Annotated in this window: 20 protein-coding genes; 5 read left to right on the forward strand and 15 right to left on the reverse strand. The window is 51.6% G+C overall.

All coding sequences use genetic code 11. The features are described 5' to 3' along the window. On the reverse strand, positions 1-2,013 hold a 2,013-nt coding region (locus tag FDX19_RS01275; RefSeq protein ID WP_137381325.1), incomplete at its 3' end, for a lipase family protein. 184 nt (positions 2,014-2,197) lie between these two features. Here FDX19_RS01275 and FDX19_RS01280 point away from each other — a divergent pair. The 4 genes from FDX19_RS01280 (at position 2,198) to FDX19_RS01295 (ending at position 5,817) form a co-directional block, all read left to right on the forward strand. Next, positions 2,198-3,379, forward strand: coding sequence for an MFS transporter (locus FDX19_RS01280; protein ID WP_137381309.1), 1,182 nt, complete (start codon positions 2,198-2,200; stop codon positions 3,377-3,379). Beyond that, positions 3,348-4,307, forward strand: coding sequence for an HTH-type transcriptional regulator YidZ (gene yidZ, locus FDX19_RS01285; protein ID WP_101742130.1), 960 nt, complete (start codon positions 3,348-3,350; stop codon positions 4,305-4,307). Before FDX19_RS01280 ends, yidZ begins: the two co-directional genes overlap by 32 nt. Positions 4,308-4,473: 166 nt before the next feature. Then, a complete protein-coding gene (locus FDX19_RS01290) occupies positions 4,474-5,220 on the forward strand; it encodes a 4'-phosphopantetheinyl transferase superfamily protein (protein WP_137381310.1) in 747 nt (248 codons plus the stop codon). Between the two features lie 30 nt (positions 5,221-5,250). Then, positions 5,251-5,817 (forward strand): NADPH-dependent FMN reductase, encoded by a 567-nt coding sequence (locus FDX19_RS01295; protein WP_003827046.1) that lies wholly within the window; start codon positions 5,251-5,253, stop codon positions 5,815-5,817. 56 nt (positions 5,818-5,873) lie between these two features. Here the strand turns inward: FDX19_RS01295 and adeP are convergent, their stop codons facing one another. Further along, positions 5,874-7,211, reverse strand: coding sequence for an adenine permease AdeP (adeP, locus tag FDX19_RS01300; protein WP_048213779.1), 1,338 nt, complete (start codon positions 7,209-7,211; stop codon positions 5,874-5,876). Between the two features lie 167 nt (positions 7,212-7,378). On the opposite strand from adeP, the gene yieH reads away from it, so the two are divergent. Then, positions 7,379-8,044, forward strand: a complete 666-nt coding sequence (gene yieH, locus FDX19_RS01305) for a 6-phosphogluconate phosphatase (RefSeq protein ID WP_137381311.1) — start codon at positions 7,379-7,381, stop codon at positions 8,042-8,044. Between the two features lie 122 nt (positions 8,045-8,166). On the opposite strand, the gene phoU is transcribed toward yieH, so the two are convergent. The 13 genes from phoU to atpF all read right to left on the reverse strand — a co-directional run bounded on the left by phoU (position 8,167) and on the right by atpF (position 22,560). Then, positions 8,167-8,892, reverse strand: a complete 726-nt coding sequence (phoU, locus tag FDX19_RS01310; protein WP_003023824.1) for a phosphate signaling complex protein PhoU — start codon at positions 8,890-8,892, stop codon at positions 8,167-8,169. Positions 8,893-8,906: 14 nt separating this feature from the next. Next, positions 8,907-9,680 (reverse strand): phosphate ABC transporter ATP-binding protein PstB, encoded by a 774-nt coding sequence (gene pstB / locus FDX19_RS01315; protein ID WP_003023821.1) that lies wholly within the window; start codon positions 9,678-9,680, stop codon positions 8,907-8,909. Positions 9,681-9,726: 46 nt separating this feature from the next. Further along, positions 9,727-10,617 carry a phosphate ABC transporter permease PstA gene (pstA, locus tag FDX19_RS01320; RefSeq protein ID WP_048213781.1) on the reverse strand — a complete coding sequence of 297 codons (891 nt, stop codon included), beginning with the start codon at positions 10,615-10,617 and terminating at the stop codon, positions 9,727-9,729. Beyond that, positions 10,617-11,576, reverse strand: a complete 960-nt coding sequence (gene pstC, locus FDX19_RS01325) for a phosphate ABC transporter permease PstC (RefSeq protein WP_048213782.1) — start codon at positions 11,574-11,576, stop codon at positions 10,617-10,619. The genes pstA and pstC overlap by 1 nt, the downstream gene beginning before the upstream one ends. A 192-nt stretch (positions 11,577-11,768) precedes the next feature. Continuing rightward, a complete protein-coding gene (pstS, locus tag FDX19_RS01330; RefSeq protein WP_005121464.1) occupies positions 11,769-12,809 on the reverse strand; it encodes a phosphate ABC transporter substrate-binding protein PstS in 1,041 nt (346 codons plus the stop codon). A 334-nt stretch (positions 12,810-13,143) separates the two neighbouring features. Continuing rightward, on the reverse strand, positions 13,144-14,973 hold the full coding sequence (glmS, locus tag FDX19_RS01335) for a glutamine--fructose-6-phosphate transaminase (isomerizing) (protein WP_137381312.1): 1,830 nt from the start codon (positions 14,971-14,973) through the stop codon (positions 13,144-13,146). Positions 14,974-15,197: 224 nt separating this feature from the next. Continuing rightward, positions 15,198-16,568 carry a bifunctional UDP-N-acetylglucosamine diphosphorylase/glucosamine-1-phosphate N-acetyltransferase GlmU gene (gene glmU / locus FDX19_RS01340; RefSeq protein WP_137381313.1) on the reverse strand — a complete coding sequence of 457 codons (1,371 nt, stop codon included), beginning with the start codon at positions 16,566-16,568 and terminating at the stop codon, positions 15,198-15,200. Positions 16,569-17,224: 656 nt separating this feature from the next. Continuing rightward, the gene (locus FDX19_RS01345) at positions 17,225-17,644 is read right to left on the reverse strand and encodes a F0F1 ATP synthase subunit epsilon (RefSeq protein WP_005121460.1); all 420 of its coding nucleotides are present in this window, start codon (positions 17,642-17,644) and stop codon (positions 17,225-17,227) included. A 20-nt stretch (positions 17,645-17,664) separates the two neighbouring features. Further along, positions 17,665-19,047 (reverse strand): F0F1 ATP synthase subunit beta, encoded by a 1,383-nt coding sequence (gene atpD / locus FDX19_RS01350; protein ID WP_003023806.1) that lies wholly within the window; start codon positions 19,045-19,047, stop codon positions 17,665-17,667. A 26-nt stretch (positions 19,048-19,073) separates the two neighbouring features. Beyond that, positions 19,074-19,937 (reverse strand): F0F1 ATP synthase subunit gamma, encoded by an 864-nt coding sequence (gene atpG / locus FDX19_RS01355; protein WP_005121458.1) that lies wholly within the window; start codon positions 19,935-19,937, stop codon positions 19,074-19,076. A gap of 50 nt (positions 19,938-19,987) precedes the next feature. Then, positions 19,988-21,529: a F0F1 ATP synthase subunit alpha gene (gene atpA, locus FDX19_RS01360; RefSeq protein WP_003827026.1), complete on the reverse strand. Its 1,542-nt coding sequence runs from the start codon at positions 21,527-21,529 to the stop codon at positions 19,988-19,990. Positions 21,530-21,541: 12 nt separating this feature from the next. Then, complete coding sequence (gene atpH, locus FDX19_RS01365; protein WP_005121457.1) at positions 21,542-22,075, reverse strand: F0F1 ATP synthase subunit delta; 534 nt, start codon at positions 22,073-22,075, stop codon at positions 21,542-21,544. 14 nt (positions 22,076-22,089) lie between these two features. Next, positions 22,090-22,560, reverse strand: coding sequence for a F0F1 ATP synthase subunit B (gene atpF, locus FDX19_RS01370; protein WP_040232304.1), 471 nt, complete (start codon positions 22,558-22,560; stop codon positions 22,090-22,092). Positions 22,561-22,570: the final 10 nt, after the last annotated feature.

Below are 22,570 nucleotides of genomic sequence, written 5' to 3' on the forward strand. Positions count from 1 at the left end.
ACGGGTCAGGGCATTGCGGCCAATTTCATCAGACTCCGTGAGTTGCAGGGCTATCGGCAGTAAATCCTGAAGCATCAGAAATTCACGGTTACGCTGGATCTCATCCGGCTGCCCGTTACTGAATGCACTTTTCTCAACCTCATCGCGAAAGCGCATCCGCATTTCTTTTCTTCTCATCTTTAGCTCCGGATTTGCCAGTTCAAGCAGTTGATTATGGATGTAGGGCAAATAGCGGTGCGCCATCGAATGGTTTTGCGGGTCCGTACCTAAACCGTTCAGCGTTGGATTGGTATTTTTCGGAAAGGTCTTTGTCAGAGCATGCGGTGCGAGGCACTGGATGAACGTTTCCTGATGCTTACCGCCAGATTTCAGACATTCATCATTCAGAGAAGGAACCAGATATAGTTTCACCCCCACAAAATGGCGCGTGTAGATCTGTCCATCAAGTAGAGTTTTGTGGTTCGGGCTGGCAACCCGCATTGAACACTGCTCAGCCCGGAAAAAAACCACCGTTTTACCGTGATGCCAGTAAGGAGCTTTTTTATCTACAAGTCCCACAGACTGATACGCCAGATCCCGCACTGCGCCCCCAAGACCGGCAGCCGTCGTCAGTGACCAGTCAAACCCCAGCTTGTCTCCCAGCAGTCCCCATTTCTTATAAAAAGCGTTATCCAAATCAGCATCCGGAGGGATTTGTGTAATTGAGTCATTGTCGTTGACGTGCCGGTAATGGGTAATGCTGTCCAGAAAAGATATGGCCTCACGGGTAAATGTACGCGGCATTCCGTAGGTATACAGTATGGGTTGACTGACTTTCATCTCGGCAGCATAAAGTAATGCCAAAGCCCCCCCCAAGCTGTGACCACAAATAAATAGCGTCTTCGTTTCTTGTTCTAAAGCCCGATTAACCGCATTCAAATTATCCTCAAATTTCCGTTTGGCCAGCTCATAAGCCTCCAGAAATCCTCCATGAACATTTCCCGCCCCGGCCAGTTCCGGCAAACAACGTTTTGGTGCAAATGATAAATCAGTTAGCACATTCAACAGACTATCAGTCCCGCACCATGCAACCAGCACATGCGTGCCACATTCCACCGTAAAGAGCCGGGTATCCCCCTCCGGTTGATCGCTATCTTTCGAGCTCAGATACACTGGTGGGAGATAGCGCTCATGAAAAGGGACATCGACCGCCAGCGTGTGGTACCAGGAAGGAAATTCAGCAAACTGAGGAATGCATGATAGATCCTGACACTTATTCCGGAAGAAATAGTTGATAGTTTTATTATCTTTTTCTGCCGCATAAACCAGGTCAGCCATAATGCCGAGATTCAGTGCGTTGGCAAGGTCATAGTCTTTTGTATCGTGCAATGCCAATACCCATGCCCGAAATGGGCAGGTTTCAATAACGTGTCTTTTTTCCAGCAGCGCACAGGGGATCTCCGTCCCCTTCAAGGAGCGGTTCGGTGGGAAATGGAATTCCGGAGGCTCCGGTTCATCCCAGCCTTCAATCAACGGCAGGCGGTCGCATAACTCCCCGATAGTGACATAGTGATACACATGATTAGCCGCTTCTGTTATTTCCTGTACATTTGATCGCCAGCTATTGTCACGGAAGCCCGACCAGAACATATTTTTACACTCTGGCTGGCTGTTAGGATTACGCCTGACGCCCAGTGGCCGCAGTGTCATCTCGTCAGCCAGTTGCTGCCCATCCGTCTTAACGTCTACAGTTATCCAGTAAAGATTATCAAACCGGACCAATCCCTGATTGTCGGTAACGCCCGCCGGAGGGTTGGAGGGAGGCGTTGGGCTGTAGCTATTTTCACGCAGATGCCACACTGATGATGTCAGCGGACGATATTCCAGCCTGACATTAAGTCCGCATACAGGAATGTTGTTCTCATCGACAAACTGTAGTTCAAGCCAGTATTTATGCTGCTCTCCACGACAGTAAACGATTTTTCCTTTCGGGTTTATACTCGTAACACAAGTATTATCACCAATAATTTCCACGCCAATCCCTTTCACTTTATATGGCTATATTTAGTTCATCTTACCTCGCACATTTTTTAACCAATATAAATACATTCCGAATTAATAATGTTTTCCTAACAGGAAATCACTGTTGTCCAAATGGCAACTCGTGCAGTTGACTCTCTCCCCGTATGCTTAGCGCCACTTTCCTCATGAGGTCGCTATGACACGCTTTCTAATCTGCAGTTTTGCCCTGGTTCTCCTTTATCCCGCCGGTATTGATATGTATCTGGTGGGATTGCCCCGTATTGCTGCCGATTTACAAGCCAGCGAGGCTCAGTTGCATATCGCGTTTTCGGTCTACCTGGCAGGGATGGCGACGGCGATGTTGTTCGCCGGTAAAATTGCCGACCAGTCGGGTCGTAAACCGGTCGCCATTGTTGGTGCGGTGATCTTTATTATCGCCTCGGCCTTATGTTCATTCGCCGAGAGCGGAACGCCGTTCCTGGTCGGTCGTTTTATTCAGGGCGTCGGGGCAGGTTGCTGCTACGTGGTGGCCTTCGCCATCCTGCGCGATACTCTCGACGATCGCCGCCGTGCGAAGGTGCTGTCGCTGCTAAACGGTATCACTTGTATCGTACCGGTGCTGGCTCCAGTGATGGGGCATCTGATTATGCTCAAATACCCCTGGCAGAGCCTGTTCTACACGATGATGGGCATGGGCGTGGTCGTTTGCCTGCTGTCGGTGTTTATCCTGCGAGAATCGCGCCCAGCGACGCTCTCGACCTCAACGCAAAGCGATGATCGCGCAGAATCGCTGGTAAACCGTTTTTTCTTAAGCCGTCTGGCCATTACCACCCTCAGCGTGTCGGTAATCCTGACCTTTGTGAATACCTCTCCGGTGCTGCTGATGGAGGTGATGGGTTTTGACCGCGGTGAATACGCCACCACGATGGCGATGACCGCAGGCATCAGTATGGCGGTCTCTTTCTCTACGCCATTCGCACTGAGCATTTTTAAGCCCCGCATCCTGATGCTGACTTCACAGGTATTGTTCCTGGCTGCGGGCATCGTGTTAATCCTTGCCAGTACGCACGCGGTAACGTTGTTCGGGTTAACCTTAATCTGCGCCGGATTCTCGGTCGGTTTCGGCGTCGCCATGAGCCAGGCGCTGGGGCCATTCTCGCTGCGCGCAGGTGTCGCCAGCTCAGCATTAGGCATTGCCCAGGTTTGCGGCTCATCGTTATGGATTTGGTTGGCCGCCATCCTTGGGCTCGATGCGCTGAATATGCTGATCGGGATTCTGATTGGCTGTAGCATAGTGAGCATCATGCTGATTATCACTGTTGCACCAAACCGGTCCACACCAACTCATGAAGAAATCCCTCAGCAGTCTCGATCTTAATTTGCTGCTCTGCCTGCAGTTGTTGATGCAGGAACGCAGCGTCACTAAAACCGCCAAACGGATGAACGTCACGCCGTCGGCGGTCAGCAAATCGCTGTCGAAGCTAAGAGCCTGGTTTGACGATCCGTTGTTTGTTAACACCCCGCTGGGGCTAACGCCAACACCGCTGATGCTCAACATGGAACAGAGCCTGGCGGAGTGGATGCAGATGGGCAATCAATTGCTCGATAAGCCGCACCATGAAGCACCACGTGGGCTGAAGTTTGATTTGGTGGCTGAAACGCCGCTGGTGATGATCATGTTTAACGCGCTCTCCCAACAGATCTACCAGCGTTATCCACAGGCAACGATCAAAGTGCGCAACTGGGATTACGACTCGCTGGATGCCATTATCCGTGGCGAGGTCGATATCGGCTTTACCGGGCGTGAAAGTCACCCGCGCTCGCGTGAATTGCTGAGTCTGCTACCGTTATCGATAGACCACGAGGTCCTGTTTTCCGATCTCCCCTGCGTCTGGTTACGTGAAGACCATCCGGCATTGCAGGAAGAGTGGAATCTGGAAACATTCCTGCGCTATCCCCATATCAGCATTAGCTGGGAGCAGAGCGACACCTGGGCGCTGGACGATGTGCTTCAGGAGATGGGGCGTGCGCGTAACATCGCATTGTGTCTGCCGGGCTTTGAGCAGTCGCTGTTTATGGCCGCGCAGCCCGATCATGCATTGATAGCCACCGCCCCGGTCTATTGTCAGCGTTACAACCAACTCCACCAGCTTCCGCTGGTGGCACGTCCTATGCCTTTTGATGCTGCGCAACTGGAAAAAATGCGCGTACCGTTCACCCTCCTTTGGCATAAACGCAACAGCCACAATCCTAAGATCGTATGGCTGAAAGAGACGATCAAGGCACTCTACCGCGAGATGTCATGAAGATCCTTTGCTATATTGTTGTTTTATTGACCTCCCTGGCGGTGGAAATGTAAATGTCGCGTAATGTATCCCAATTCCGTTTACTTTTTGGGCAGTAAAGCCTGCCTGGAAGCCGCGTAAATGTTACTCTGATAATAATCACGGACCATTAATCACGGAGCGAAAAATGGCGACACATTTTGCCAGAGGGATTCTTACGGAGGGACACCTGGTTTCAGTTCGTCTCCCTACTCCATGTCATTTTGAAGCAAGAAATCTACCCACTCACCGCCGAACACGCTTTCTGGCCTCCCGAAGCCTTCTCGCTGAACTGATGTTTATGCTTTACGGCACCAGCACATTGCCTGAGATTGTTACCGAGGCGAAAGGTAAGCCCGTCTTTCGCGATAAAAGCCTGCCAGGCTTTTCGATTTCCTATGCCGGGAATATCGTCGGCGTCGCGCTTACCACAGAAGGTTCATGCGGCCTGGATATGGAGCTTCAGCGAGCGACCCGCGGGTTTCATACCCCGAGTGCCACAGAAACCTACCGCTTTTCCAGTAACGAAAACCTGTGGATCAATAATCAAAACGACCCCAATGAAGCGCGTGCCCAGCTCATTACGTTACGCCAGAGCGTTCTCAAGCTCACTGGCGACGTGTGCAATGACGATCCACGTGAACTCCAGCTATTACCGGGTGCGGGCCGTCTGAGATGTGCTCACGTTACGCAGATAGAAGCCATTTGCGATGCCGAAGATGTGCTGGTGTGGTCGGTCGCGGTCACGCCAACCATTGAAAAACTCCAGGTTTGGGAGTTTGATGGTAAACAAGACTGGAAAAGCTTGCCTGATATCCAGACCCGCGCGAATGAGCCAACGGGTCGCCTGATCCGGTTTTCACAATTATCCGCAGCGAAGAGCTATACGCTTTGATTTAACCTTCATGATGAAACAGGAGTAACCATGTCTGAAACATTGAATGTTGTTACGTTACTGGGGAGCCTGCGCAAGGGTTCGTTTAATGGAATGGTTGCCCGCACGCTGCCAAAAATTGCCCCCGCGGGGATGGAAGTGAATGCGTTACCGTCGATTGGGGATATCCCACTGTACGATGCCGACCTCCAGCAGGAAGAGGGGTTTCCGGCAAGTGTAGAAGCGCTGGCGGAACAAATCAGGAAGGCTGACGGCGTCGTTATCGTCACGCCGGAATACAACTATTCTGTTCCTGGTGGGCTGAAAAACGCCATCGACTGGTTGTCTCGTCTGCCCGATCAACCATTATCAGGCAAACCGGTGCTAATCCAGACCAGCTCAATGGGCGCTATTGGTGGCGCACGCTGTCAGTATCATCTGCGCCAAATTCTGGTGTTCCTCGATGCGATGGTGATGAACAAGCCAGAGTTTATGGGCGGCGTTATTCAGAATAAAGTGGACCCGCAGACTGGCGAAGTGATCGACCAAAGTACGCTGGACCATCTGACCGGCCAGCTGACCGCGTTCGGGGATTATATTCAGCGCGTAAAAGCGTAAAAGAAAAAGCCCAGCGATATGCCGGGCTTGTTTTTCTATGGTCGAATAGACAGCAATTAGTGCGCGTCGATAAACACAATCTTCAGCACAAACAGCAGCGCAACAACGATGACGCACGGGCTGAGATCGCGGAAACGTCCGGTACCAATTTTCATCACACAGTAGGAAATAAAGCCCAGCGCGATACCTTCAGTGATGGAGAAGCTAAACGGCATCATCACGGCGGTAATAAACGCCGGAACCGCTTCAGTCAGATCATCCCACTTCACGCGCGACAGGCTGGACGTCATCAATACGCCCACGTAAATCAGCGCACCCGCTGCGGCATAGCCCGGCACCATTCCCGCCAACGGTGACAGGAAGATAACCAGCAGGAACAGCAGACCGACAACTACGGCTGTCAGACCAGTACGTCCACCGACAGAAACCCCGGAAGAGGATTCAATGTATGCGGTAACGGAAGAAGTACCGATAAATGCACCGGTAACAGATGACACGCTATCGACAAACAGTGCCTGCTTCATGCGCGGGAACTTACCCTTGGCATCCGCCAGACCCGCTTTATCCGTGACGCCAATCAACGTACCGGAAGAGTCAAACAGGTTCACCAGCATGAACGAGAAAATAACGCCCGCGAGGCCAATGTTAAATGAACCCGCCAGATCGACATGCCCGATAACAGACATCACGCTCGGCGGCGCGGAGACGATCCCGCTGTAATGCACATCGCCCAACATCCAACCCAACAGCGTGGTCACAATGATGGAGATCAGCACTGCCGCGTGAATGTTGCGTGATGCCAGAATCGCGATGATAAAGAAACCCAGAATCCCCAGCAGCACACTATGGGACGTCAGGTTACCAATGGAAACCAGCGTGTCTTTGTTGGCGACGATAACACCGGCATTTTTCAGCCCCATCATGCCGATGAACAGACCAATACCGCTGGTGATGCCTACGCGCAGACTGACCGGGATATTCGCAATCATCCAGTAGCGTACGCGGAAAATCGTCAGCAGCAGCAGACCAATTGCGCCCCAGAAGATAGCGCCCATACCAATCTGCCATGACAGCCCCATCGCACCGACCACCACGAAGGCAAAGAATGCGTTCAGACCCATAGCAGGTGCCAGCGCAACCGGCAGGTTGGCAAACAGCCCCATCAGGATGCTACCAAATGCCGCAATAAGACAGGTGGTAACAAAGACGGCGCTGGTATCCATGCCAGCCACGCCAAGAATTTGCGGGTTAACAAAAACGATATACACCATCGTCAGGAAGGTGGTTAAACCGGCGATCACTTCGGTCCGAGCCGTCGTGCCATGCTCGCGCAGTTTGAACACGCGTTCCAGCATCCCCTGGCCAGAAGCCTGGGTTGTGTGTTGTTGACTCATTATCAATTTCCGAACAAGGAGGGAAAATTCGTCGCTATCCTATACCAAAATGCGACAATAGGGTTGGGTTATGAGCAACTTTTTTCATTGATTTTGCTTATACGGCAACGATTGCGTACCCCCATTATGCATTACGAAAACGTTAAACTTGTTAAAATGGAAATGACATGTCCCAGATAGAAGCCGTATTTTTTGACTGTGACGGTACCCTTGTCGACAGTGAAGTGATTTGTTCTCGCGCGTATGTCAGCATGTTCCAGGCGTTTGGCATTACGCTCGATCTTGAAGAGACGTTTAAACGCTTCAAGGGGGTAAAGCTCTACGAAATCATCGACATTATTAACGAAGAACACGGTGTCGAACTGGCAAAAGCCGAGTTAGAACCGGTTTACCGCGCTGAGGTCGCACGTCTGTTCGATACCGAGCTGGAAGTCATCGCTGGTGCGAACACGCTACTGGACAGCATGGCTGTGCCAATGTGCGTGGTGTCTAACGGTCCGGTCAGCAAAATGCAGCATTCATTGGGTAAGCTGGGCATGTTGCATCATTTTCCTGATTTACTGTTCAGTGGTTATGATATTCAGCGCTGGAAGCCCGACCCGGCACTGATGTTCCATGCGGCGAAAGCGATGAACGTCAACGTTGAGAACTGTATCCTGGTTGATGATTCCAGCGCAGGCGCGCAGGCGGGTATTGCTGCGGGAATGGAAGTGTTCTACTTCTGCGCCGATCCGCACAACAAGCCGATCGATCATCCTAAAGTGACGATCTTTACCGATTTAGCACAGTTGCCGGAATTGTGGAAAGCACGGGGTTGGGATATCGTCGATTAAAACAGTAGGCCTGATAAGCAAAGCGCCATCAGGCGAATGGCGTAGAATGCCGGATGCAGCGTAACGCCTTATCCGGCCTACAATAGCGACGCCGGGGGATCCCGGCGAACGCAACAAGCCGCTTATTCCTTCGGATCTTTGCCCGCCAGCAGCTTATCCAGCTCATCCCCGCCCACGTGACGGAAATCCTGCCCCTTCACGAAGTAGAAGATGTATTCGCAGATATTCTGGCAACGGTCACCGATACGCTCGATAGAGCGCGCGCAAAACAGCGCGGTCAGCACGCTTGGAATGGTGCGCGGATCTTCCATCATGTAGGTCATCAGCTGGCGCACAATGCCTTCATATTCCTGGTCGACTTTCTTATCTTCACGGTAGATACGTACCGCTTCGTCGAGATCCATACGCGCAAACGCATCCAGCACGTCGTGCAGCATCTGCACGGTGTGACGGCCCAGCGACTCCAGACTGACCAGCAGTGGCTGATGCTGTTGCGAGAACTTCTCCAGCGCGGTGCGGCAAATTTTATCCGCGACGTCACCAATACGCTCCAGCTCAGCGATGGTTTTGATAATCGCCATCACCAGGCGCAGGTCGCTCGCCGTCGGCTGACGCTTGGCGATGATACGCACGCAGGCTTCGTCGATCGCCACTTCCATCATGTTGACGTTCTTATCGCCTTCAATGACGCGCTTCGCCAGCTCGCTGTCCTGGTTGTGCATCGCCGTGATTGCATCAGAAAGCTGCTGTTCAACCATGCCGCCCATGGTCATCACCTGGGTACGGATGCTTTCCAGTTCGGCGTTGAACTGGCCGGAAATATGTTTATTTAGGTTAAGGTTATCCACAACAAGCTCCTGAATCAGCCGTAACGACCGGTGATGTAATCTTCAGTTTGTTTCTTCGCGGGCTTGGTGAACAGATCGTCCGTGTTGCTGAACTCAATCAACTCGCCCAGGTACATAAATGCCGTGTGATCGGAACAACGCGCAGCCTGCTGCATGTTGTGGGTCACGATAACAACGGTGTAATCCTCTTTCAGCTCAGTGATCAGCTCTTCAATACGCCCGGTGGAGATCGGGTCAAGCGCTGAACAAGGTTCATCAAGCAGAAGCACTTCCGGGCGAATGGCGATACCACGCGCAATGCACAGACGCTGCTGCTGACCACCGGAGAGAGAGTACCCGCTCTGGTGTAATTTATCTTTGGTTTCGTTCCACAATGCGGCCTTGGTCAATGCCCACTGCACGCGTTCGTCCATATCAGCACGGGAAAGCTTCTCAAACAGACGCACGCCAAACGCGATGTTGTCGTAGATGGACATCGGGAACGGCGTTGGCTTCTGGAATACCATGCCCACTTTGGCACGCAGCAGCGCGATATCCTGGGTATTGGTGAGAATATTGTCGCCATCCAGCAGGATTTCACCTTCCGCACGCTGCTCCGGGTACAGTTCAAACATTTTGTTGAATGTACGCAGCAGCGTCGATTTACCACAGCCTGACGGCCCGATAAACGCCGTCACCTGGTTTTTAGCAATATCCAGGTTGATGTTCTTCAGGGCATGGAATTTGCCATAGTAGAAGTTCAAATCACGAACCTGAATCTTACCTGGGGCAGTATCAACCATACTCATTTCAATCTCTTCCTCATTCGGCGCCGCATCAGCCACGCCGTAAAAATTAACCGTGTTTCTTCTTCGCGAAAATGACGCGCGCCAGAATGTTCAGCAGCAGTACGCACAGGGTAATAATCAGTACCCCGGCCCAGGCCAGTTGCTGCCACTCAGCAAACGGGCTCATCGCAAACTTAAAGATAGTGACCGGCAGGTTGGCGATTGGCTGCATCATGTCGGTGCTCCAGAACTGGTTGGAGAGCGACGTAAACAGCAGCGGAGCCGTTTCACCTGCGATACGGGCAATTGCCAGCAGAATACCGGTAATAATGCCCGACACAGACGCCTTCAGGGTGATCGCAGAAATCATTTTCCATTTCGGCGTACCCAGCGCATAGGCGGCTTCACGCAGGCTATCCGGCACCAGTTTGAGCATGTTCTCCGTGGTACGAATAACAATGGGCACCTGCAGCAGCGCCAGCGCAATCACGCCCGCCCAGCCGGAGAAGTGCTCCATTTTTGCTACCACGATGGTGTAAACGAACAGACCGACCACAATCGATGGTGCAGACAGCAGGATGTCGTTGATAAAGCGGATGACTTCAGCCAGCCAGGACTTACGTCCGTATTCCGCCAGGTAGATGCCCGCCATAATACCGAGCGGTGTACCAAACACGGTCGCCCACAGAATTAACAGTCCGCTACCGGCAAGCGCGTTTGCCAGACCACCACCCGCCGTATTCGGCGGCGGGGTCATTTCGGTGAACAGTGCCAGCGACATACCGTCAATGCCACGGGTAATCGTGGACATCAGGATCCAGATAAGCCAGAACAGACCAAATGCCATCGTCGCCATCGAGAGCGTCAGCGCAATGCGGTTCTTCAGACGGCGACGCGCCTGCATTTTACGGCGTGATTCTGCCAGTGCAGTGGTGTTTTGCATTTCCAGCGTAGCCATTAGCGTGCCCCCTCGTTTTTCGCAAGGCGCATGATCATGAACTTAGACGCTGCCAGCACGATGAAGGTGATCACAAACAGGATCAGACCCAGTTCCATCAGCGCCGCAACATGCAGACCCGATTCTGCTTCAGCAAATTCGTTCGCCAGCGCAGAGGTGATACTGTTGCCCGGCATATACAGCGATGCGCTGTCGAGTTGGTAGGTGTTACCGATGATAAAGGTCACCGCCATGGTTTCACCCAGCGCGCGACCCAGACCCAGCATCACGCCGCCAATCACACCGTTTTTGGTGAACGGCAGGACGATGCGCCAGATAACTTCCCAGGTAGTACAGCCAATACCGTAGGCTGACTCTTTCATCAGTACCGGCGTTTGCTCGAATACATCACGCATAACCGCCGCAATGTACGGGATGATCATGATGGCGAGGATCACGCCAGCAGCCAGAATACCGATACCAAATGCCGGGCCAGCAAACAGTGCGCCAACAAACGGAATGTTGGAAAGAATATTACCGACCGGCTCCTGGAAATACGTCGCAAACAGCGGGGCAAAGATAAACAGACCCCACATGCCGTAAACGATACTCGGGATCGCCGCCAGCAGTTCAATCGCGATACCCAGCGGGCGTCTCAGCCAGCCAGGTGCAAGTTCCGTCAGGAACAAGGCAATGCCGAAACTCACCGGAACGGCGATCAGCAGTGCGATAAGTGAGGTGACCAGCGTACCGTAAATCGGTACCAGTGCGCCGTAGATATCATTTGGCGCATCCCAGTCTTTGGTCCAAAGGAATGAGAAACCAAATTTCTGGATGCTTGGCCAGGAGGAGATGATCAGAGAGACAATAATGCCACCCAACATCAATAGCACAATCAGCGCAGCCAGTTTTACCAGCGCGCTGAAGATCATGTCACCCTTTTTACCCGGTGGGTTAAAAGCAGGCTTGGTTGCAGCCATAAATCACTCTTTAAGTTTGGGCCAGGAAGCACGCATTTTATCGTGCTTCCCGGCTAACGTAATGCCATACCCTAAATAATTCGAGTTGCAGCAAGGCGGCAAGCTTGTGAATACCCAGGAGCATAGATTCACTATGTGACTGGGGTGAACAAGCACAGCCAACACAGCTGCGGCTCGAAGTATGACGGGTATTTAGTACAGCGCTTTACCGCTGCTGTCTTTCACGTTGGTCTTCCATGCAGCACGAATCTGCTCAACCACGCTGTCTGGCAGGCTGGCGTAATCCAGGTCATTGGCCTGTTTGCCGCCATTTTTGTACGCCCAGTCAAAGAACTTCAGCACTTCAACGCCCTGCTCAGGCTTCTTCTGCTCTTTGTGAACCAGGATGAAGGTGGTGGAAGTGATTGGCCACGCATTGTCACCTTTCTGGTTAGTCAGATCCTGAGCGAAGGTTTTGCTCCAGTCAGCGCCTTTCGCTGCATTGGCAAAGTTTTCTTCTGTCGGGCTTACCGGTTTGCCATCAGCAGAAACCAGTTTGGTGTATGCCAGATTGTTCTGCTTAGCATAAGCGTACTCAACGTAGCCGATAGAGCCTGGCAGACGCTGTACGAACGCAGCGATACCGTCGTTACCTTTACCGCCCAGACCGGTCGGCCAGTTCACGGTAGAGCCTGCACCAATTTTAGATTTCCACTCTTCGTTCACTTTTGCCAGGTAGCTGGTGAAGACGAAGGAGGTACCGGAACCATCTGCACGACGCACAACGGCAATGTTCTGAGAAGGCAGCTTCAGACCCGGGTTCAGTTTGGTGATGGCTTCATCATCCCACTTCTTAATTTTGCCGAGGTAGATATCGCCCAGGGTTTTACCGTCAAGCACCAGCTCACCGGACTTCAGGCCAGGGATATTCACCGCCAGCACCACACCGCCGATCACTGTCGGGAACTGGAACAGGCCTTCCTGAGCCAGCTTCTCGTCAGATAACGGTGCATCAGATGCACCGAAATCAACGGTATTTGCGGTAATTTGTTTTACACCACCGGAGGAGCCGATACCCTGGTAGTTTACTTTGCTACCGGTCTCTTTCTGATAAGTATCAGCCCATTTGGCATACACTGGCGCAGGAAAAGTTGCACCAGCACCTGTCAGGCTCGCTGCAGCAAAGGCAGAGAACGCGCTCATAGATAAGGTCGCGGCGACAACAGTTGCGACAGTGGTACGCATAACTTTCATAATGTCTCCTGCACGGTTTTCGTAAATTGTTGTTTGAGTTGCTACTGTGAGCAAAATAGGACAAACAGGTGACAGTTAAATGTACGAAATATGACAGTTTTATGACAATGAAAAATAATGCGCGAGGAACAATTAAAAACAGTATAAAAACAGCAAGTTAATAGATTAAATGACAATCATATTTCGGCAAAATTTTCTTTTTATGACACTGAAAACAGTAGCTGAAGATGACGGTTTGTCACATAAAACAGGCGGGATAATTGATTAAAAACAGAACACGTTTAAAAAAATGCCCCGCTTTGAGCAGGGCATTTTCAGTTCAGCAAGGAATCGCTTATTCCACGGTAACCGACTTCGCCAGGTTACGCGGCTGATCCACGTCAGTCCCTTTAATCAGCGCGACGTGATACGCCAGCAATTGCAGCGGAACAGTATAGAAGATCGGTGCAATCACCTCTTCCACATGCGGCATCTCGATGATGTGCATATTTTCATTACTGATAAATCCTGCATCCTGATCGGCGAAGACGTACAACTGGCCGCCACGGGCACGTACTTCTTCAATGTTGGATTTCAGTTTTTCCAGCAACTCGTTGTTCGGTGCAACCACGATAACCGGCATATCCGCGTCAATCAGCGCCAGCGGACCGTGCTTCAGCTCACCAGCGGCATACGCTTCTGCGTGAATATAAGAAATCTCTTTCAGCTTCAGAGCGCCTTCCAGCGCAATGGGGTACTGATCGCCACGACCAAGGAACAGTGCATGGTGTTTGTCAGAGAAGTCTTCCGCCAGTGCGGCAATACGCTTGTCCTGTGACAGCATCTGCTCAATACGGCTCGGCAGCGCCTGTAACCCGTGAACAATCTCTTGTTCAATAGACGCATCCACACCTTTCAGACGAGACAGCTTCGCCACCAGCATCAACAGAACTGTCAGCTGGGTGGTAAATGCTTTCGTGGAGGCCACGCCGATTTCGGTCCCGGCATTTGTCATCATCGCCAGGTCAGATTCACGTACCAGAGAAGAGCCTGGAACGTTACAGATTGCCAGCGACCCCAGATAGCCCAGCTCTTTAGATAAGCGCAGACCCGCCAGGGTATCCGCCGTTTCACCGGACTGAGACAGGGTAATCATCAGACTGTTACGACGCACAGCGGATTTGCGATAACGGAACTCAGAAGCAATTTCCACATCACAGGGAATGCCGGCCAGCGACTCAAACCAGTAACGGGACACCATGCCTGAGTTGTATGACGTACCGCAGGCAATAATCTGGATATGCTCAACCTGAGACAGCAACGCGTTGGCATTAGGGCCAAGCTCACTTAAATCCACTTCGCCATGACTGATACGCCCGGTCAGCGTATTTTTAATCGCGTTCGGTTGCTCATAGATCTCTTTCTGCATGTAGTGGCGATAAATACCTTTTTCGCCCGCGTCGTATTGCAGATTAGATTCAATATCCTGACGTTTTACTTCCGCGCCAGACTTGTCGAAAATTGACACCGAACGACGGGTCACTTCCGCGATGTCGCCCTCTTCCAGGAAGATAAAGCGACGGGTTACCGGCAGCAGTGCCAGCTGATCGGAAGCGATAAAGTTCTCACCCATACCCAGCCCAATCACCAGCGGGCTACCAGAACGTGCCGCCAGCAGGGTTTCCGGGTTACGAGTATCCATGATCACCGTGCCGTAGGCACCGCGCAGTTGCGGAATAGTACGCAGTACCGCTTCACGCAGTGTACCGCCCTGTTCCAGCTCCCAGTGCACCAGGTGAGCAATCACTTCGGTGTCGGTTTCAGAAACAAAGGTGTAGCCACGCGTTTTCAACAGCTCACGCAGTGGTTCATGGTTTTCGATGATGCCGTTATGCACCACCACAATGTGATCAGAAACATGCGGATGCGCGTTTGCTTCTGAAGGTTCACCGTGTGTTGCCCAGCGGGTGTGGGCGATACCCGTACCACCGTGTAACGGATGTTCTTCCGCTGCAGCAGTCAGCATCTGTACTTTACCCAGACGACGCAGACGGGTCATGTTACCTTCAGCATCAACAACAGCCAGGCCGGCTGAGTCATAACCACGATATTCCAGACGACGTAAACCTTCGAGAAGGATTTCAGCTACATCACGCTGCGCGATAGCGCCAACAATTCCACACATATTTTTTGATTCCGAATTTAGGCATTGTGCCTGTCGTTGTCGGTCAACCTGATACCCGTATTCCGGGCGCCCCGAGCCTTGTAGAGAGTGGGGTTATTTTTATAGGTACTGCTTGTTGAGCGGAGGATTATATTATCCCCTCATCTCTTGTCTGCCTGATGGCGCTCACGCTTATAAGGCCTACAGAACGTCACCGCACGTAGGCCGCCATCCGGCAAAATAAATTACTTCTTCTTCACCGGACGCTGCCAGCCCTGTTTATGGACCTGAGGTACACGGCTTAATACCAGTTCGTTATCAGCAATATTACGCGTCACTGTGGTTCCGGCGGCGATCGTCGCGCCTTTACCCACGGTGACGGGAGCCACCAGCTGAGTATCAGAACCGACAAAAACATCATCGCCAATAATGGTTTTAAACTTATTAGCGCCATCGTAGTTACAGGTAATCGTACCCGCGCCAATATTCACGTTATCACCAATTTCAGCGTCGCCGAGATACGTCAGATGACCCGCTTTAGAACCTTTACCCAGACGCGCTTTTTTCATTTCGACGAAGTTACCCACGTGCGCACCTTCCAGCAGCTCAGCGCCAGGGCGCAGACGCGCAAAAGGCCCGATAGTACAGGCCGCTTCCAGATGGGCATCTTCCACCACACTGTACGGGCTAAGCTCACAGCCATCGCCAATTACGCTATTTTTGATAATGCAGCCAGTACCAATCTTGACGCGATCGCCAAGGGTTACGTTGCCTTCAATGATAACGTTAGTATCAATTTCAACATCGCGCCCGTGAATAAGCGAACCGCGAAGATCAAAACGTGCTGGATCGCGCAACATAACGCCTGCTAACAGCAGTTTCTCTGCTTGTTCGGACTGATAGACACGTTCAAGACGGGATAACTGAAGACGGTTATTCACCCCTTCGGTTTCGCTAATACGTGCCGGATGTACCGCAGCAATTTCACGCCCTTCCTGGTACGCCATCGCAATGATATCGGTGATGTAATATTCACCCTGCACGTTGTTGTTGGTCAGTTTAGACAACCAGCGCTTCATATCAGCGCCATTGGCAATCAGGATGCCGGTGTTAATTTCCTGGATCTGGCGTTGCTCGTCGGTCGCATCTTTGTGCTCAACGATACCAGTAACTTTGCCGTTATCACGCGTAATGCGCCCATAGCCGGTTGGGTCGTCCAGTTTTACGGTTAATAAGCCAATACCACCCTGAGGTTTGGCATCGCGCAGGCGGCGTAACGTTTCGGTGGAGATTAACGGTACATCGCCATAAAGCATTAAAATGTCTTCGTCATCACTAAAGAACGGTGCAGCCTGCTGCATTGCATGACCGGTTCCCAGTTGTTCTGCCTGCAAAACCCAGTTCAGATTGCCATCTTTCAACGTCTGCTGAAGCAAATCACCACCATGCCCGTAGACCAGGTGTACATGAGTTGCGCCTAATTCATTAGCGGCATCAATAACATGCTGCACCATCGCTTTTCCTGCGAGAGTGTGCAGCACTTTAGGAAGATCGGAATACATACGTGTACCTTTGCCTGCGGCAAGGATCACGACGCTCATAGCATTATTCAACATACACATCCTGACTGTCATTTGAGAACGAATTTATACCCTTTCACATTGAAAATACTACATTTTTTTCATCATGAAATGGGCCGAAGATAAAACGTTCAATAGGGGAAAATCCCTAACTATTAACTCACTATTTTCGACTATATCGGTGCCTTTTGTCTCCAAAAACCCAGGAGCATGCTCTTATTAAAGCCTTAGGTTAATGTTTTTGCTATTTTTTTGCCCCATGAATAAAGAATTGGGTAAGCAACGCACGATTTTTATATATGATTCAGTGACAAGCAGAAAAATGGAGAAGACAAGAATTGGGGGAGAGGAGGAGTGCACAAGCAAGAGGGTAAGGAGCTAAATAAATGGCGCTTGCTCTCAACGATGTGAAGCATCGCGCCACATAACAACAGGTATGACTAAACGGCCATGCTGCTGAAAAGGGCGATGATTTTGTTGAACAATTTCATGTTGGTATCCTGTTTTTATCTGAGTTAATTATGTGATCCATATCACAAAAACAAGTCTACGCTTCATTTTTTAATCGATCAATAGTTATGTGATGCAGATCACATAAAATCAAAATACCTTTTCAGTTTCAAAATATCTAAAACACAGGCAAAAAAAAACCAGCCTGCTAGCAGACTGGTTTTCGTATTTTCAAGCCGGTGTTACATCGCTTTTTTGGTCAACTCGATAACGCGCAGTTTCGCGATCGCTTTGGCCAGTTCCGCAGATGCCTGAGCGTAATCCACGTCACCATGAGAGCTCTTAATATGCTCTTCAGCCTTGCGTTTCGCTTCCAGGGCTCTCGCTTCATCGAGATCCTGACCGCGAATCGCGGTATCAGCCAGTACGGTCACGTTGCCAGGCTGCACTTCAAGAATGCCGCCGGACAGATAGATAAACTCTTCATGACCGAACTGTTTAACGATGCGGATCATACCAGGCTTAATGGCGGTGAGCAGCGGTGCGTGGCCCGGGAAAATACCCAGTTCACCTTCACTACCCGTTACCTGGATTTTTTCGACCAGACCAGAGAACATTTGTTGCTCTGCGCTGACGACGTCCAGGTGGTAAGTCATTGCCATATCACCCTCCGATTAAGGCGTTAAAGTTTTTTGGCTTTTTCTACGGCTTCGTCGATAGAACCAACCATGTAGAACGCCTGCTCTGGCAGGTGGTCGTATTCGCCTTCCATGATGCCTTTAAAGCCACGGATGGTGTCTTTCAGGGAAACGTATTTACCCGGAGAACCGGTGAATACTTCCGCAACGAAGAACGGCTGGGACAGGAAGCGCTGGATCTTACGCGCACGAGCTACCACCAGTTTATCTTCTTCAGACAGTTCATCCATACCCAGGATGGCGATGATGTCTTTCAGTTCCTGATAACGCTGCAGCAGGGACTGTACGCCACGCGCAGTGTCATAGTGTTCCTGACCAACAACCAGCGGATCCAGCTGACGGCTGGTGGAGTCCAGCGGATCAACGGCCGGGTAAATACCCAGAGAAGCGATCTGACGGCTCAGTACCACGGTTGCATCCAGGTGAGCAAAGGTGGTTGCTGGTGATGGGTCAGTCAAGTCATCCGCAGGTACGTATACCGCCTGAACGGAGGTGATAGAACCAGTTTTGGTGGAGGTGATACGTTCCTGCAGAACACCCATCTCTTCCGCCAGGGTCGGCTGGTAACCTACCGCTGATGGCATACGACCCAGCAGTGCGGATACTTCCGTACCGGCCAGGGTGTAACGATAGATGTTATCGACGAACAGCAGTACGTCACGACCTTCGTCACGGAATTTCTCAGCCATGGTCAGACCGGTCAGCGCAACGCGCAGACGGTTTCCCGGCGGCTCGTTCATCTGGCCATAAACCAGGGATACTTTATCCAGAACGTTGGAGTCGGTCATTTCGTGGTAGAAGTCGTTACCCTCACGAGTACGTTCACCTACGCCCGCAAACACAGAGTAACCGGAGTGCTCAATCGCGATGTTACGAATAAGCTCCATCATGTTTACGGTTTTACCTACACCCGCACCACCGAACAGACCAACTTTACCGCCCTTAGCGAACGGACACATCAGGTCGATAACTTTGATGCCGGTTTCCAGCAGTTCCTGAGAGCTGGACAGCTCTTCGTAGGAAGGTGCTGCGCGGTGGATAGCCCAACGCTCTTCTTCACCGATATCGCCTTTCATGTCGATCGGGTGACCCAGGACGTTCATGATACGACCCAGAGTTGCTTTACCTACCGGGACTTCGATCGGGTGCTCGAGGTCTTTAACTTCCAGACCACGACGCAGACCGTCGGAAGAACCCATGGCGATGGTACGTACGATACCGCCGCCGAGCTGCTGCTGAACTTCCAGCACCAGGCTCTCTTTACCATTCATAACCTCAAGAGCATCGTACACGCGCGGTACGGCATCCTGAGGGAATTCGACGTCAACCACGGCGCCGATTACCTGGACAATTTTTCCAGTAGCCATCTTGAATCCTCTACGAATTAACCTGGTTATACCGCGGATGCACCACCGACGATTTCGGTGAGTTCCTGAGTAATGCTGGCCTGACGAGCTTTGTTGTATACCAACTGCAGCTCTTTAATCAGGCTGCCGCCATTGTCGGTCGCGGCTTTCATCGCCACCATACGTGCGGCCTGCTCGCTGGCCAGGTTTTCTACCACGCCCTGATAAACCTGAGATTCAACGTAACGACGCAGCAGGGTATCCAGCAGCGGTTTCGGGTCTGGTTCATACAGGTAATCCCAGGCTTTTTGTTTTAACTCTTCATCTTCTGAAGCCGGTAAAGGCAGCAGCTGAGTGAGAGTCGGAACCTGAGACATGGTGTTAATAAATTTGTTGCTGACAACGTACAGTCTGTCCAGACGACCTTCATCGTAGGCCTGCAGCATCACTTTAACCGGGCCGATCAGTTCGGACAGGGAAGGGTTATCCCCCATACCGGTTACCTGAGCAACCACGTTACCGCCTACGGAATTAAAGAAAGACACGCCCTTAGAGCCGATCATTGCGATGTCGCACTGAACGCCTTTATCGGACCATGTTTTCATATCCGCCAGCAGCTTTTTAAACAGGTTAATGTTCAAGCCACCGCACAGACCACGGTCGGTCGACACCACCAGGTAGCCCACGCGCTTAACGTCGCGTTCTTCCAGGTAAGGGTGCTTATATTCCAGATTACCATTCGCAAGGTGACCAATCACTTTGCGCATGGTCTCTGCATAAGGACGGCTGGCCGCCATGCGATCCTGCGATTTACGCATTTTGGAAGCGGCGACCATCTCCATCGCTTTAGTGATCTTCTGCGTGTTCTGGACGCTTGCGATCTTACTACGTATCTCTTTTGCGCCGGCCATGAGCTTCTCCTCAATGCCTTGCGGTCCGTCCTAAGACAGACCGCCAGACGTTACCAGGACTGGGTTGCTTTGAAGGAATCGAGGATAGCTTTCAGCTTGCCTTCGATTTCATCGTTATAGCCACCGGACTGGTTAATCTCTTGCATCAGCGGAGCGTGATCACGGTCAACGTAAGCCAGCAGAGCGGCTTCGAAGCTACCGATTTTCGCCAGTTCCACATCTTCGAGGTAACCGCGTTCAGCCGCAAACAGCACCACACCCTGCTGTGCAACAGACATTGGGGCATACTGTTTCTGCTTCAGCAGTTCAGTTACTTTCTGACCGTGGCTCAGCTGCTTACGCGTAGCTTCGTCAAGGTCGGAAGCGAACTGAGAAAACGCTGCCAGTTCACGATACTGTGCCAGCGCGGTACGGATACCACCGGACAGTTTCTTGATGATCTTGGTCTGCGCTGCACCACCTACACGGGATACGGAGATACCCGGGTTAACTGCCGGACGAATACCGGAGTTGAACAGGTTGGTTTCCAGGAAGATCTGACCATCGGTAATGGAAATTACGTTGGTCGGAACGAACGCAGAAACGTCACCCGCCTGGGTTTCGATAATCGGCAGAGCGGTCAGGGAGCCGGTTTTACCTTTAACTTCACCATTGGTGAATTTCTCAACGTATTCCGCGTTAACGCGGGATGCGCGTTCCAGCAGACGGGAGTGGAGGTAAAATACGTCGCCCGGGAATGCTTCACGTCCTGGTGGACGACGCAGCAGCAGGGAAACCTGACGGTAAGCAACAGCCTGTTTGGACAGGTCATCATAAACAATCAGTGCATCTTCACCGCGGTCACGGAAGTATTCGCCCATTGCGCAACCCGCATAAGGTGCCAGGTATTGCAGTGCAGCAGATTCAGACGCGGTCGCCACAACAACGATGGTGTTGGACAGTGCGCCGTGTTCTTCCAGTTTACGAACCACGTTAGAAATGGTGGACGCTTTCTGGCCGATAGCCACGTACACGCATTTGATGCCGGAGTCACGCTGGTTGATGATGGCATCGATTGCCATCGCGGTTTTACCGGTCTGACGGTCACCGATGATCAACTCACGCTGGCCACGACCGATTGGGATCATGGCATCAACGGATTTATAACCGGTCTGTACCGGCTGATCTACGGACTGACGTTCGATTACGCCTGGTGCGATAACTTCGATTGGCGAGAAGCCATCGTTATCAACCGGACCTTTACCGTCAATTGGGGAACCCAGCGTGTTCACCACACGACCCAGCAGGCCACGGCCTACCGGAACTTCCAGAATACGACCCGTACACTTAACCTTCATGCCTTCGGCGAGGTCAGCGTATGGACCCATCACAACTGCACCTACGGAGTCGCGCTCCAGGTTCAGTGCGATAGCGTAACGGTTACCCGGCAGAGAGATCATTTCCCCCTGCATACAGTCAGCAAGACCGTGGATGCGGATAACACCGTCACTTACAGAAACAATAGTACCTTCGTTGTGAGCTTCACTCACAACACTGAACTGAGCAATGCGCTGCTTGATCAGTTCGCTGATTTCGGTGGAATTCAGTTGCATGCTCCAGTCCCCTTAAGACTGCAAGACGTCTGCAAGGCGCTCAAGACGGCCGCGTACGCTGCCATCAATGACCATATCACCCGCACGGATGATTACGCCTGCCATTACAGACTTATCGATTTTGCAATTCAGCTTAACTTTGCGTGACAGACGTTTTTCCATCGCTGCACTAATCTTCGTAAGCTGTTCATCACTCAGTGCATTGGCAGAAGTGACTTCTACCTCAGAGATAGCCTCACTGGCTGCACGCAGGTGAATAAACTGCTCAAGAACATCCGGGAGCGCATTAAGACGGTTATTTTCAGCCATTACCTTAATCAGGTTTTGACCGCTTTCGTCTAACTGCTCACCGCAGATTGCGATAAACGACTCAGCGAGCGTTTCCGGCGCCAGCGCGCCAGAGAGAAGCTCTGCCATTTGTTCGTTCTTCGTCACCTCAGCGGCAAACGTCAGCATATCCTGCCAACGGTCAACGCTTTGGTGCTCAACGGCAAAGTCAAAAGCTGCTTTGGCGTAGGGGCGAGCTACCGTAATAAATTCAGACATCAGCCCCTCCCTCCTTACAGTTCAGCGACAAGTTTGTCCACGATGTCGCTATTAGCAGCTTCATCCACGGAACGTTCGATGATCTTCTCGGCGCCAGCAACAGCCAGGACAGCAACTTGCTTACGCAGCTCTTCGCGAGCACGTTTACGCTCGGCGTCAATTTCCGCCTGCGCTTGTGCCACGATTTTAGTACGTTCCTGCTCTGCTTCAGTTTTAGCTTCGTCCAGGATCTGAGCGCGGCGTTTGTTTGCCTGCTCGATAATTACCTGAGCTTCCGCCTTCGCTTTTTTCAGCTGGTCAGTCGCGCTGGCCTTTGCAAGGTCAAGATCCTTATGTGCTCGTTCAGCAGAAGCAAGACCGTCAGCAATTTCTTTTTGACGTTTTTCGATGGCTGCCATTAATGGCGGCCATACGTACTTCATGCAGAACAGAACGAACAGGACAAACGCGATGGCCTGGCCGAGGATTGTTGCGTTAAGATTCACAGCACAATGC

This window comes from Citrobacter sp. wls619, assembly GCF_005281345.1.
Taxonomy (GTDB): Bacteria; Pseudomonadota; Gammaproteobacteria; order Enterobacterales; family Enterobacteriaceae; genus Citrobacter.